12 protein-coding genes and 1 pseudogene are annotated in these 12,652 nt (G+C 61.4%); 9 read left to right on the top strand and 4 right to left on the bottom strand.

All coding sequences use genetic code 11. From position 1 onward, the window contains the following. Positions 1-73 precede the first annotated feature (73 nt). The 5 genes from tsaB (at position 74) to rnd (ending at position 5,345) form a co-directional block, all read left to right on the top strand. Complete coding sequence (gene tsaB / locus PG899_RS20150) at positions 74-775, top strand: tRNA (adenosine(37)-N6)-threonylcarbamoyltransferase complex dimerization subunit type 1 TsaB (RefSeq protein WP_179101322.1); 702 nt, start codon at positions 74-76, stop codon at positions 773-775. A gap of 95 nt (positions 776-870) precedes the next feature. Beyond that, positions 871-1,386 carry a Slp family lipoprotein gene (locus PG899_RS20145; RefSeq protein ID WP_270697599.1) on the top strand — a complete coding sequence of 172 codons (516 nt, stop codon included), beginning with the start codon at positions 871-873 and terminating at the stop codon, positions 1,384-1,386. 8 nt (positions 1,387-1,394) lie between these two features. Continuing rightward, entirely contained in the window at positions 1,395-2,261 is an 867-nt protein-coding gene (locus tag PG899_RS20140) for an alpha/beta fold hydrolase (RefSeq protein ID WP_179101321.1), read from the top strand. Positions 2,262-2,459: 198 nt separating this feature from the next. After that, complete coding sequence (fadD, locus tag PG899_RS20135; protein WP_011706061.1) at positions 2,460-4,136, top strand: long-chain-fatty-acid--CoA ligase FadD; 1,677 nt, start codon at positions 2,460-2,462, stop codon at positions 4,134-4,136. A gap of 96 nt (positions 4,137-4,232) precedes the next feature. Continuing rightward, complete coding sequence (rnd, locus tag PG899_RS20130; protein WP_174892443.1) at positions 4,233-5,345, top strand: ribonuclease D; 1,113 nt, start codon at positions 4,233-4,235, stop codon at positions 5,343-5,345. A 47-nt stretch (positions 5,346-5,392) separates the two neighbouring features. Here the strand turns inward: rnd and PG899_RS20125 are convergent, their stop codons facing one another. The 3 genes from PG899_RS20125 to dusC all read right to left on the bottom strand — a co-directional run bounded on the left by PG899_RS20125 (position 5,393) and on the right by dusC (position 7,656). Further along, the gene (locus PG899_RS20125; RefSeq protein WP_077095454.1) at positions 5,393-6,151 is read right to left on the bottom strand and encodes a substrate-binding periplasmic protein; all 759 of its coding nucleotides are present in this window, start codon (positions 6,149-6,151) and stop codon (positions 5,393-5,395) included. A 94-nt stretch (positions 6,152-6,245) separates the two neighbouring features. Further along, the gene (locus PG899_RS20120) at positions 6,246-6,614 is read right to left on the bottom strand and encodes a TraR/DksA family transcriptional regulator (protein ID WP_011706064.1); all 369 of its coding nucleotides are present in this window, start codon (positions 6,612-6,614) and stop codon (positions 6,246-6,248) included. A 97-nt stretch (positions 6,615-6,711) separates the two neighbouring features. Beyond that, positions 6,712-7,656, bottom strand: a complete 945-nt coding sequence (gene dusC, locus PG899_RS20115) for a tRNA dihydrouridine(16) synthase DusC (RefSeq protein WP_077095453.1) — start codon at positions 7,654-7,656, stop codon at positions 6,712-6,714. A gap of 218 nt (positions 7,657-7,874) precedes the next feature. Between dusC and PG899_RS20110 the strand changes: the two genes are divergently transcribed. From PG899_RS20110 to PG899_RS20095, 4 genes are all read left to right on the top strand, one after another. Continuing rightward, positions 7,875-8,252: a YbaN family protein gene (locus PG899_RS20110; protein WP_077095452.1), complete on the top strand. Its 378-nt coding sequence runs from the start codon at positions 7,875-7,877 to the stop codon at positions 8,250-8,252. Between the two features lie 131 nt (positions 8,253-8,383). Further along, on the top strand, positions 8,384-8,929 hold the full coding sequence (gene apt / locus PG899_RS20105) for an adenine phosphoribosyltransferase (RefSeq protein ID WP_016350746.1): 546 nt from the start codon (positions 8,384-8,386) through the stop codon (positions 8,927-8,929). 181 nt (positions 8,930-9,110) lie between these two features. Beyond that, positions 9,111-11,657, top strand: a complete 2,547-nt coding sequence (gene dnaX / locus PG899_RS20100) for a DNA polymerase III subunit gamma/tau (RefSeq protein WP_077095451.1) — start codon at positions 9,111-9,113, stop codon at positions 11,655-11,657. Positions 11,658-11,772: 115 nt separating this feature from the next. Next, complete coding sequence (locus tag PG899_RS20095; RefSeq protein WP_011706069.1) at positions 11,773-12,102, top strand: YbaB/EbfC family nucleoid-associated protein; 330 nt, start codon at positions 11,773-11,775, stop codon at positions 12,100-12,102. Between the two features lie 187 nt (positions 12,103-12,289). Here the strand turns inward: PG899_RS20095 and PG899_RS20090 are convergent. After that, positions 12,290-12,586 (bottom strand): annotated as a pseudogene (locus PG899_RS20090) (dolichyl-phosphate-mannose--protein mannosyltransferase); the annotation flags it as partial. Positions 12,587-12,652: the final 66 nt, after the last annotated feature.

Here is a 12,652-nt window from a genome sequence, read left to right as displayed (position 1 = left end):
ACATTTTGAAAAACTGCTGGCACTGTCTGCTTGCAGATTATGTAATTGACTGATTTTATAGAGATTGGAAAGCATGAACGAGTTGAAGATCCTGGCCGTTGATACCGCCACCGAAGCCTGCTCCGCCGCCTTGCTGGTGGGGGCGCAGGTGTTCTCCCGCTGGGAGGAGGCGCCGCGGGATCACACCCGCAAGATCCTGCCCATGGTTCAGGCTGTGTTGGACGACGCCGGGATAACCTTGGATGAGCTCGATGCCATTGCCTTTGGCCGTGGTCCCGGCTCCTTTACCGGGGTGCGGATCGGCATCGGTGTGGCGCAGGGCCTGGCATTTGGGGCCGGCGTGCCGCTGATCGGCATCTCCACCCTGGCCGCCATGGCGCAAGGCGCCCACCGACTGGATGGCGCCGAACAGGTGTTGACCGCCATCGATGCGCGGATGAACGAGGTCTATTTCGGCCGTTATGAGCTGATCGACGGCCGCATGCAGCTGGTGGGCGACGAGGTGGTGAGCGATCCCGCGGCACTGGTTGACGTCCGTGGCAAGCTGGCGGGTCGGGTGACCTGCGTCGGCACCGGTTTTGAGACCTATGGCGAGATTTTGAGTGGTCTTGCCGACGAGCTGGTAGCGAGTCAGGTGCGTTTCCCGGCGGCAGAAGACATGCTGCCACTGGCGCGCAGCGCCTGGCTGGCGGGCGAAGCGGTGGCGGTGGAGCAGGCGACCCCGGTCTATTTGCGTGACAAGGTGACCTGGAAGAAGCTGCCGGGTCGCGAATAAGGGCGGGAGTGGCAGGCATGTCGCTCACGCCGCTGGGAACATGCCCCATTGCGGGTGGTTGACAGGCCGGTTTCATCCGGCCAGAGGAGCGTGACATGTTGAAGCGTGCAATGGTGATGGGGGCCGCAGGGCTCTTGCTCGGTGCCTGCAGCTCGGTCCCGAAAGAGCTGGCCTATGAGCCCGCCAACCAGCTGGTGGCCTACCAGCCGGCCCTTGCCGGCCTGGAGGGCAAACCGGCCCGCTGGAGCGGGGTCATCTCGGCAGTACACAACAAGGCGGATCAGAGCGTCATCGAGGTGGTCTATCTGCCGCTCAAGTCCAACGGGGTGCCAGAGCAGACCGAGCAGAGCCCGGGCCGTTTTCTGGCCATCATGCAGGGCTTTGTCGACCCGACCCTCTATGCCAAGGGGCGCAGCCTGACGGTGCTTGGCACCATCGACAAGCCGCTCGACAGCCAGATAGGCGAGCACAAATACCGCTTCTCGGTGCTCAAGGTGACGGGCAGCAAGCTGTGGCCGCCGGTCAAGGAGGTAGAGGTTAGCTATGTGGATCCCTACTTCTACGACCCCTTCTATGATCCCTACTGGCCGAGACGGCCGCTGCGCCGCTAGGACCAGGAGTGAAGACCGTGCTGCAGGAGCGTTTCCTGACCCTGGCCGATGGCCGCCGGGTGGCCTTGCTTGAGAGTCAGCCAATGCCGGATGAGCAGACCAGCAAACCCTTGCTGGTTGCGCTACATGGCTGGCTCGACAACAGTGCGAGCTTTGTGCCCCTTGCCCCCTATCTGACCCACTTTCAGCTGGTCTGCATCGATCTGCCGGGGCACGGTCGCTCGGATCACAAGAGCACGCCCTATGTCTTTGTCGACTGGCTGGACGATCTCTACCAGATCGCTCAGGCGGCGGGCTGGACGGCCTTCACGCTGCTTGGCCACTCCCTCGGGGCCTTGATCGCCTCCGCCTATGCCGGGGTCTTCCCCGAGCAGGTGGAGCGACTCATCCTGCTGGAGGGGCTCGGGCCTCTCAGCCAACCCGACGAGGCGGTGCCGGAGCAACTGCGCCGCGCCATCCTGAATCGCAGTCGCACCCGCGAGCGAGCCTCCCTGGGCTTTGCGTCCATCGATGAAGCGGTGGCGGCGCGTTGCAAGGTGGCCGACATTGACCCAGGTTCGGCACGCCTCATCTGCGAGCGGCAGCTGGAAGTACGGGCAGGGCGCTGGCATTGGCGCAGCGATCCTTGTTTGCGGGATCTCTCCCCCATGCGCATGAGCGAAGGGCAGGCCCAGGCGCTGATCCGGGCCATCCGTTGCCCGGTACTGTTTATCGCCGGTGCAGAGGGTTTTGCCAGCCTGCAGGCGCAGTGGCAACAGCGTCATGCCGCGTTTACCCAGATAGAGCGGGTCGTTTTGGCGGGAAACCACCATTTTCATATGGAAAATTCGGCAGAGACCGCGGTTTGTATCGAAAAATTTTGTCAAATTCGGTAGAATCGACGGCTTTCAATAATTCCAGGTTTGTCTTCTCCCTCACATTTTTCCGTTGTTAATTTGCTGTTAATTGATGTTGCCCTATGTAAATATGGGCGGCATTAGAGTATGAGCTTAAAACAACTGCTTGAAATGGATGTGAACAGGGACGGAGGCAACACAGTGAGCGCACAGGTGCTAGTTATGCAGGAGAAGTTCGTGGAAAAAGTCTGGCTGAAGCGTTATCCAGAAGGGGTGCCCGCCGAGATCAATCCAGACCAATACAGCTCCCTGGTCGAAATGTTTGAAGAGTCGGTGAACGAATTCGCCGACCAGCCTGCCTTCGTCAACATGGGGCAGACCATTACCTACCGTCGCCTCGAAGAGCAGTCCCGCGCCTTTGCCGCCTACCTGCAAAACGAGCTCAAGCTCAGCCAGGGTGACAGGGTCGCTGTGATGATGCCCAACCTGCTGCAGTACCCCATCGCGGTGTTCGGCATCCTGCGTGCCGGCATGATAGTGGTCAACGTCAACCCGCTCTACACCCCGCGCGAGCTGGAACATCAGCTCAAGGACTCCGGTGCCAAGGCCATCGTCATCGTCTCCAACTTTGCCCATACCCTGGAAAAAGTGGTCTACGATACCCCGGTCAAGCACGTGATCCTGACCCGCATGGGGGACAACCTGGGTCTGGCCAAGGGCACCCTGGTCAACTTCGTGGTGAAATACGTCAAGAAGCTGGTGCCCAAATACAATCTGCCCCACGCCAGCACCATGCGCCAGGCGCTGGCCAAGGGCCGCTATCTGCAGTACATCAAGCCCGAGATCAATAACGACGATCTGGCCTTCCTGCAGTACACCGGCGGTACCACCGGCCTCTCCAAGGGGGCCATGCTGACTCACCGCAATCTCATCGCCAACGTCGAGCAGTGCCTCGGGGTATACGGCCCCATGCTGGAGCGGGGTAAGGAGTTCGTGGTCACCGCACTGCCGCTCTATCACGTGTTTGCATTGACCGTGAACTGCCTGCTGTTCATGCGCATCGGCGGTTACAACCTGCTCATCAGCAACCCGCGCGACATCCCGGGCTTTGTCAAAGAGATCAGAAAGTACCCCTTTACCTGCATCACCGGGGTCAACACCCTGTTCAATGCGCTGGTCAACAATGGGGAGTTCCAGTCGATGGACTTCTCCCGCCTGAAGCTGACCATAGGTGGTGGCATGGCGGTGCAGCGGGCGGTAGCCGAACAGTGGAAAGGGCTGACCGATACGCCGCTGCTGGAAGGCTACGGCCTGACCGAGTGTTCGCCACTGGTGAGCGTCTGCCCCTATGATCTGCTCGACTACAACGGCTCCATCGGTCTGCCAGTCTGCTCTACCGACATTCGTCTGGTGGATGATGCAGGTCAGGTGATCCACGAGCTTGGCAAACCCGGCGAGATGCAGGTACGCGGCCCGCAGGTGATGAGCGGTTACTGGCAGCGGCCGGAAGCCACCGCCGAGGTGATGCAGGATGGCTGGCTCTGTACCGGCGACATCGCGGTGTGCGACGAGCAGGGCTTCTTCAAGATCGTCGATCGCAAGAAGGACATGATCCTGGTCTCCGGCTTCAACGTGTATCCGAACGAAATTGAAGACGTGGTGGCGCTGCACCCGAAAGTGCTGGAAGTGGCCGCCGTCGGCGTGCCGCACAAGGTCTCCGGCGAGCTGGTGAAGATCTTCGTGGTCAAGAAAGATGCAAAGCTGCAGGAAGACGAGATTATTGCTCACTGCCGCAAACATCTGACTGCCTATAAGGTACCGAAACTGGTAGAATTTCGTGACGAACTTCCCAAGACCAATGTGGGCAAGATCCTGCGCCGCGTGCTGCGCGACGAGGAGATTGCCAAGCAGTAACCGGCGTGGCGCTGCCAAGCAGCATGCCGTCGTTATGCAAAACCGTGGGTCAGCCCACGGTTTTTTCTTTTGGCCCTGATCAACGCGCAGGCACAGATGCACTATCAACTCATTTCACAGCAAGCCGAACTGGAGCAGTATCTCGCCTCCCTGGCCGACGTTCCCCTGGCCATCGATACTGAATTCGTTCGCACCCGCACCTACTATCCCCAGCTGGGCCTGTTCCAGATCTATGACGGTGAGCATCTGGCACTGCTGGATCCGCTGACGCTGGATCTCTCCTCCCTCTGGCAACGGCTCGGCCGGGCAGGGCAGATCGCCATCTTGCACGCCTCCGGTGAAGATCTGGAGCTTATCCAGCATCAGGCGGGCCATCTGCCCAACCAGATGCACGACACCCAGCTGGCCGCCGCCTTTCTGGGTTACGGGGTATCGGTCGGTTTTGGCGCCCTGGTCAACGAGTTTCTCGCGGTGGAGCTGGAAAAGGATCAGGCCCGCACCGACTGGCTGGCGCGCCCGCTCACACCTCGCCAGCTCGAGTACGCGGCGGCCGACGTGTTTTATCTGCTACCACTCTACGAGAAGGTGATGGCCAAGCTGCATGAGAGCGGCAAGTTCGCCTGGTTCGAGCAGGAGTGCCAGAACCACTCCGCCCGCAAGACCCAGACCAGCGATCCTCGCCAGGCCTATCTCGACATCGTCAATGCCTGGCAACTGGGGCGTCGTGAGCTGGCGATCCTGCGTGAGCTGGCCGCCTGGCGTCAGCAGGAGGCAGTGCGCCGTGATCTGGCCCTCAACTTCGTGGTCAAAGAGCTGCACCTGTTCAAGGTGGCGGAGCGCAGACCCACGTCGCTGCGCGATCTGAACGAGCTGGGGCTGGCCCCCATCGAGATCAAGATCCACGGCAAGCGGATGCTCGACATCGTGGCCGCAGCTCAGCAGAGCGATCCCGACAGCTGGCCCGAGCCCATTCGCCGGCTGGTGGACTACCCCCAGTACAAGGCCGAGCTCAAGCGGATCAAGGGGATGGTGGAAGAGAAGGCCAAGGCCAGCAACATTCCGCCCGAGCTGGTGGCCAGCAAGAAGATCATTCACCAGTACTTCACCTGGAGCTGGCGCATGAGCGACGAAGAGCGCGCCCGGGCCGACAAGCCGATGCTGCTGCAGGGCTGGCGCCATGAACTGGTTGGCCACTTGCTGGCACAGTGATCACAAAACAGAAAAAGGGGCCCTCGGGGCCCCTTTTTTTGTCGGCGTTACTGCAGCGGATAGCGGTAGCGAGCCAGGATCTGCCCGTACACCGGGCTCTGCAGCAGCGCCCGGATCGCCTCATCAAGCCGTTGCAGTTGCTGTGGCGTGGTGGTGCGACGACTCAACATCAGGTGGACTGGGGTCTGCTGGATGTCGAGCAGGGGGGTCAGTTGATCGAGGGGGATCCCGGCCAGATTGAGCTGCTGCAATCCCATGGGGTCCATGACAACCCCCTGGATCCGGCCGGCCAGCAGTAGTTTGATCAGCGGCTCCGTTTTCAGCCTGACCAGCAGTCGCTGCTGCATCTGGGGTGACTGCATGAAGGTGCGAAAATCGGTGCCGTAATCAAAATCACGCAGCAGGCCGATGGTGAAGTCCGGCCGGGAGAGCAAGTCGGAGAGCTGTGTTATCTCCTGCCAGCGACCCTTGTCCTGACGGCGGATGAGCAGCACGGTCTCTTCATTGCGATAGGGCAGGGTAAAGCGGGCATACAGGTCGCGCTCGGCGGTCTGGTTGGCGGACATGGTCAGTTGGATGGTACCGAACTCCAGCTCGCGCAGCACGCGGGCCCAGGGCATCTCGCTGTAGTTGGCGTGAAACCCAGCCCGGTTGAAGATGGCTTCCAGCAGGTCGATATCCAGCCCCTGCAGTTGCTGCTGTTCGTCGCGAAAGCTGAACGGGTGCCAGCTTGACCAGCCTACCAGCAGCGACTCTTGCGCCCAGGCGGAGCAGCACAAACACCATAACAACAAGACTCTGTACACGGAGATGTCCCTGTTCAGCGTGGTTGTTGTTGATTATTGAATAGAAATGTCGGGCTGACCAGCCCGCAGAAGAGGATGCACGGACGTGCATCCCTCAGAGTTCGTGGGCGTGGAATCCCTTGCGATAGCGGGCTTCGCAGCGCGGGCAGCGTTGCAGGGTCGGGTCCTGTTCCAGCTGTTCGATGGCCAGCGGCTCCTCGCAGTCGGAACAGAGGCCATAGAGGCCCAGATCCATCTGACAGAGGGCGGCATCGATGCGCTTGAGGCGAGCCACGCTCTGCTCCACCTTGGGCAAGTCGAGACGGCTGGTCAGATCCACCAGTTGATCCCGCTCGCAGTGATCCACCTTTTCTGCCCACTCGTCACGCCGACAGGCTTTGAGCTGACCGATCAGCTCTTCTCTTACTTGCGCCCAGTCAGTCAGCAGGCGATCACGCCACACGGCCAACTGAGCTTGCGTCATTTCACACACACTAGCCCCCAACAGACGAATTACGAATCTGGGGCAGTATAGGGAAGCGACAGGATTATCAAGATGATATGCGTCAAGTAAAGGACGGTTAGATCACAGTTTTCGACGCCTGCAGCAAGGCATCCCGGATGGGATGGGTCTCCTTGAGTACCCGGATTTCCCCAAACAGCCGATCCGCCTCGGGATACTCCCGCTTGAGATAGCTGAACCACTGCTTGATCCGGCTCGGGTAGTAGTCTGCCTTCTCGCTCGCCAAGTCCTGCTCGGTGTAGCTCACCATCAGCTGCAGTACCTCGGCCCAGCTCATGTGGGCGCAGCCGGTCTTCATCACGTTGGCCAGATTGGGCAGGGAGATGGCGCCGCGACCCACCATCAGGGTATCGCAGCCGGAGACTTGGGCGCAGGCGAGGGCATCCGCATGATCCCAGATCTCGCCGTTGGCGGTGACGGAAATGGGCAGGGCACGGCGAATGGCGTCCACATACTCCCAGTGGGCCGGCGCCTTGTAGCCTTCGCGCTTGGTGCGGGCATGCACCGCCAGCTCGTTGGCGCCGCCTTGATGAACGGCCTGGGCGTTCTCCAGATAGAGCTCCTTGTCATCGTAGCCGAGGCGGATCTTGGCGCTCACCGGCAGATGGGCAGGCACCGCTTCGCGCACCGCCTTGACGATGCGATAGATGGTGTCGGGCTCTTTGAGCAGCACGGCGCCCCCCTTGCTCTTGTTGACCGTGGGGGCGGGGCAGCCGAAGTTGAGATCGACGCCGGGGGAACCGAGCTCGATGGCCCGCAGCGCGTTTTCGGCCAGCCATTCGGGGTGCTGGCCCAGCAGTTGTACCCGCACCGGGGTGCCGGCCCGGGTCTTGCCGTCCTGCTTGAGCTCGGGACAGAGGCGATGAAACACCTTGGCCGGCAGCAGCTGATCGACCACCCGAATGAATTCGCTGACGCAGAGGTCGTAATCGTTGACGGAGGTGAGCACCTCCCGCATCAAGTGATCCAGCACCCCCTGCATGGGGGCCAAAATAACGCGCATAACCGGTTCCGAAGGGCAAACAGAGAAAAAGAGCGCAGATTGTAGTAGTAACGGGGCAGGTTGTCAGCCGTCACGCCACGGGAAGGGGGCAGGTTAAGGCCATGACTGGCGCGCAAGCAGCGCAATCCAGGACATCAGTTGCCGTGGTAATGGGAATCGTTGTCAACATGGGGGTGGATCCTGTTAGGATGACGCAAGGGTATGCAAGAGGGGTTGTGATGAAACGTTGGTGTTTGATGGGGTTGGGCTGGCTGGCATTCGTGACCGGCATCATCGGCATCGTGCTGCCCCTGCTGCCGACCACGCCCTTCATGTTGCTGGCGGCGGCCCTGTTTGCCCGCTCGTCCCCTCGTTTTCACCGCTGGCTGCTGGCCCATCCCTGGTTTGGGCCGCCCATTGCCGACTGGCAGCAGTATCGCGGCATTCGCCGCCATGCGCGGCGGCGTGCCATCCTCTTCATTCTGTTCTCCTTCTCGGTGTCGCTGGCGGTGGTCCCCCTGCTGTGGGTCAGGCTGCTGCTCATTGCCATAATGGTGATCCTGCTCACCTGGTTAATGCGTCTGCCGGTGCTGGAGCCAGTTGCAATGGAGAAGTGAAGTCCCTAAGCTATTGCGGCAATAATGCTATGGAGTCGGCCTGTCATTTTTGCGTGACGGGCCTTTTTATTTCCCGCTGGCGGGAAGCTGAGAGAAACGACCATCTGCGTCGAAAAACAAACGGTCAAACCATGAATCCGGAAACCCTGAAATTTATCGAAGCGAGCATCAAGACCATTCCCGACTATCCGAAGCCGGGCATCCTGTTTCGCGACATCACCAGCCTGATCGAGAATGCCGATGCCTTCAAGGCCACCATCGATCTGCTGGCCAATCACTATCGTGATCAAGGGATCACCAAGATTGTCGGTACCGAAGCGCGCGGCTTCATCTTCGGTGCGCCGGTTGCCTACGCCATGGGTCTGGGCTTCGTGCCGGTTCGCAAGCCGGGCAAACTGCCCCGCGCCGTCATCGAAGAGTCCTACGCCCTCGAATACGGCACCGACACCCTGCAACTGCACACCGACGCCATCGTGCCCGGTGACAAGGTGCTGGTCGTGGACGATCTGCTGGCCACCGGCGGCACCGTCGATGCCACCGTCAAGCTCATTCGCCGCGCAGGCGGTGAAGTGGTTGATGCCGCTTTCATTATCTCCCTGCCGTCCCTCGGTGGTGATGCTCGCCTGACTGCCGCCGGCGTCAAGGTGGTTTCTCTGGTCGAACTGCCGGGCGAATAAGCCCCCAGTTTCACCAAGCAGGCAGGTCTCGTCAGCCTGCCTGCGTCCAGACCGGTGCCCGTACGGGCATCGGTTTGAAATTCAAGCGATCCCTCTCGCCCTGGCCGATAGCCGATACAGCCCGCCCCGCATTTGTGTTAGCATCCAGCCTCAATGCCTTGTCATCCCTGCATCGAGATCTATGAGCTATCAGGTTCTGGCGCGTAAATGGCGCCCCCATACGTTTGAACAAGTGGTAGGCCAGCACCATGTGCTGACCGCCTTGACCAACGCCCTGGATCAGGGACGGCTGCATCACGCCTATCTGCTGAGCGGCACCCGCGGGGTCGGCAAGACTACTATCGCCCGCATCCTGGCCAAGAGCCTCAACTGCGAGCAGGGGATCAGCAGCCACCCGTGCGGGGTGTGTGACACCTGCCGCGAGATCGATCAGGGCAACTTCGTCGACCTGCTGGAGATCGATGCTGCGTCGCGTACCAAGGTGGAAGATACCCGCGAACTGCTCGACAACGTGCAGTACCGGCCGGCCCGTGGCCGCTTCAAGGTCTATCTCATCGATGAAGTGCACATGTTGTCGCGCCACAGCTTCAACGCCCTGCTGAAAACCCTGGAAGAGCCGCCCCCCTATGTGAAGTTCCTGCTGGCAACCACGGATCCGCAGAAGCTGCCGATCACCATCCTCTCGCGCTGCCTGCAGTTTCATCTGAAGAGTCTGGATCAGACCCAGATCGCCAAGCAGCTCGAATGGGTGCTGGATCAGGAGGGGCAACCCTTTGAACCACGCGCCCTGCTGGCGCTGGCCAAGGCGGCTGACGGCAGCATGCGCGATGCCCTGAGCCTGACCGATCAGGCGCTGGCCCACGGCAATGGCAGCGTGCGCCTCGACAGCGTGCTGGCCATGCTGGGCACGCTCGATCATCGCCATCTGCACCAGCTGCTGGAGGCGGTGCTGCGCCAGGATGCGCCGGCCACCATGGCCAAGATCACCGAAATCGCCACCCTGGGCCCCGATTTTGATCAGCTGCACGCCGAGCTGGAAGGGTTGCTCCATCGCATCGCCATGGCGCAGCTGCTGCCCGCCACCGTGCAGGAGCAGGGGGCGGACGCCGATGCCCTGCTGCAGCTGGCCCAGGCCATGAGCCCGGAAGAGGTGCAGCTCTGCTATCAGATCGTGCTGGGCGGTCGCAAGGATCTGCCCTGGGCCCCCGATGGCCGCACCGCACTGGAGATGACCTGCCTGCGGATGCTGGCCTTCTCGCCCCGGCGCGAAGTACTGCACCCTGCCAGCCTGACGGCGCTGCCCCCCGCCATGGGAGGGTTTGCGACAGAGGCGAGAAGTGGCGCAGCGGCGCCGGGAAAGCCCCAGGGGGCTGAGCCGGCCCCGGCTGCCAGCGCAGCGCCACTGGCTTCGTCTGCGGTTGCCGCCACCGCGCCTGCAGCGACCATGGCCCCTGTGGTGATGGCCGAGCCTACAGCTGTCGAGCCAGCGCCGGATAGACAGGATAACGGCGCCGAGCTGGATCCGCTGTTTGCCGAGCAGGATGAGTTGCTGCGCGAGGCCGAGCAGATGGGCTACGAGGCGGTTACGTTGCCGGCCGCGTCCGGCGACCTGCCGGCAGAGCCGTCTGTGGCTCCCCCCTCAATGCCTGTCATGGCCGAGCCCGAGCCAATTGCGCAGGCCGAGGTGGTGGCCGACGCAGAAGCCGTTCCCTCGACGGTCTCCAGCATGCAAAGCCTGCTTGGCAAGCGCAATCTGTTGCGCAGTCGCCTGCGCAGCGAACCGTCTGCGGCGACCAGCGCTGTGCGCGCAGCGCCCGCCAAACCGGTGGCAGCCGCCAGACCGGCAACTGCAATACAGTCAGTTTCCGCCACGTCATCCCCGGCGTTCGAGCCGCAACCGGCGCGAGTTGATGGGCAAGGGCAGACGTCTGCCCGGCCAGCCCCGCAGACGGGGTATGACGACTTGCCGCCGCTCGATGCCTATGAAGAGAGCGGCAGCGACTACGAAGAGTATTTGAGCCAAGGTTTCAGCGATGCGTTTGCCAGCGCCCCTCTGCCGGAGCGGGCTGCCCAAGCGGCTTCACCGGTACCTGTCCCCGCGGCCGTGACACGTCCTCAGTCAGACGATCTGCCGCCCTGGGATCTGGACGGCAGTGCACCTCGGCAGGTTAGCGCTGCGCCTGTTGCGGCTCCCGTGACGGCCTCTCGCGAGGTCGTTGCCAGCGAGCCGGCACCTGCGGTCTCGGTGATGGAAACCATCGACTGGGACGAGCTGGAGGGTGACAGCCAGCCGCAAGCGGGAGAAGTGGTGGCCAGATTGATCCCGTCCTCCCTGCTGAACAGCTGTGGCGATCCCTGGGCCGAGCTGATTGCCCGCACCGGTGTCGGTGGTCGGCTGCGTCAGCTGGCCATCAACTCGGTCATGAGCCAGCAGGGGGACAAGGTACTGTTGACCCTCAAACCGGAGCAGCGCCATCTGATCAGCGACAGGGCGTGCGCCGATCTGGCCGAGATCATCGGCCCCGAGCTGGGGCAACCGGTGCAGGTGGCGGTCACGCTGGGCAGTGTGCCCGAGCAGGAGACGCCGCTGGAGATAGAACATCGCCTCTATCTCGGGGTGCGTGAGCAGGTCACCCGAGATCTGGAGCAGGATCCCAACGTGCAATTTTTGCAGCAGCGATTCGGCGCCGTGCTTCACCACGACAGCATAGAGCCGCTGAGTCGCTGACAAACACCATGCCGGGCCTGGTGCCCGGTTGAAAAATGGTTTGGCTGTCCCCACTTAGGACGGGTAAACCCACGGCCCGGCGCTGGATGCCGGATTTCAAGACGAGAGACGACATATGTTTGGTAAAGGTGGAATGGGGAACCTGATGAAACAGGCCCAACAGATGCAAGAGCGCATGCAGAAGATGCAAGAGCAGCTTGCCCAGATGGAAGTGGTCGGTGAAGCCGGCGCTGGCATGGTCAAGGTCACCATGGCCGGCAGCCACAGCGTGCGCCGCATCGAGATCGACCCGAGCCTGATGGAAGATGACAAAGAGATGCTGGAAGATCTGGTGGCCGCAGCTGTCAACGATGCCGTGCGTCGCGTGGAAGAGCAGAACAAGAGCAAGATGGGCGAACTGACCGGCGGCATGCAACTGCCCCCCGGCTTCAAGATGCCGTTCTAAGCTCGGCTTGGCAGAGCGCGCCGTACCGCGTTTCTTGCAGATGACGGCGTGACCAGACTACACAGCGGATACAGAAATGTATCCGCTGTGTTTTTTTATCCGGTTTGCAAGGCGATAGCCGGTCTTGTTTGGTCGTCTGCTGGCGCGCAACTGTGAAGTGCTACCCCAGCCATGCAGGGGGGGATCATCAAGGCAGGCAGCGTCCCTTCACCCAATAGATGGCTCGGGCATCCTTGTCCACCCTGGGGTGGCCTGTCGCCAGCAGCTGGTAAGGCAGCTCTGCCAGCAACTGGGCCAGCTGGAAATGCGGGTCATCCTGGTTGATGAGCAGGCTGGTATAGACGGGGTCCTTGCAGGTCAAAATAGCATTGAGGCGGGCCTTGTCGACATTGGTTATTTGCCAGTTGCCATATACCGAAAATAATCCGCGTTCGGTTTCACCAAATTGCCAGCCGGCAATATTGGCGCGTTGTTCTAGGGAAGGTGCGAGCAAGTCCCTGATATGAGATCATGTTTGTCATCTGGAGCCATGAAAAAGGGTTCATCATGA

This window comes from Aeromonas sp. QDB39 (assembly GCF_027707585.1).
Taxonomy (GTDB): Bacteria; Pseudomonadota; Gammaproteobacteria; order Enterobacterales; family Aeromonadaceae; genus Aeromonas; species Aeromonas hydrophila.
The sequence above is the reverse complement of the archived record's forward strand: the minus strand, read 5'-3'. Positions and strand labels throughout refer to the sequence as shown.

Excerpts from the sequence above, each read along its gene's own strand:
- PG899_RS20110 (WP_077095452.1), top strand. The coding sequence starts at position 7,875 with ATGAAACGTTGGTGTTTGATGGGGTTGGGCTGGCTGGCATTCGTGACC.
- PG899_RS20120 (WP_011706064.1), bottom strand. The coding sequence starts at position 6,614 with ATGACGCAAGCTCAGTTGGCCGTGTGGCGTGATCGCCTGCTGACTGAC.
- apt (WP_016350746.1), top strand. The coding sequence starts at position 8,384 with ATGAATCCGGAAACCCTGAAATTTATCGAAGCGAGCATCAAGACCATT.
- PG899_RS20095 (WP_011706069.1), top strand. The coding sequence starts at position 11,773 with ATGTTTGGTAAAGGTGGAATGGGGAACCTGATGAAACAGGCCCAACAG.
- dusC (WP_077095453.1), bottom strand. The coding sequence starts at position 7,656 with ATGCGCGTTATTTTGGCCCCCATGCAGGGGGTGCTGGATCACTTGATG.
- PG899_RS20145 (WP_270697599.1), top strand. The coding sequence starts at position 871 with ATGTTGAAGCGTGCAATGGTGATGGGGGCCGCAGGGCTCTTGCTCGGT.
- dnaX (WP_077095451.1), top strand. The coding sequence starts at position 9,111 with ATGAGCTATCAGGTTCTGGCGCGTAAATGGCGCCCCCATACGTTTGAA.
- rnd (WP_174892443.1), top strand. The coding sequence starts at position 4,233 with ATGCACTATCAACTCATTTCACAGCAAGCCGAACTGGAGCAGTATCTC.
- tsaB (WP_179101322.1), top strand. The coding sequence starts at position 74 with ATGAACGAGTTGAAGATCCTGGCCGTTGATACCGCCACCGAAGCCTGC.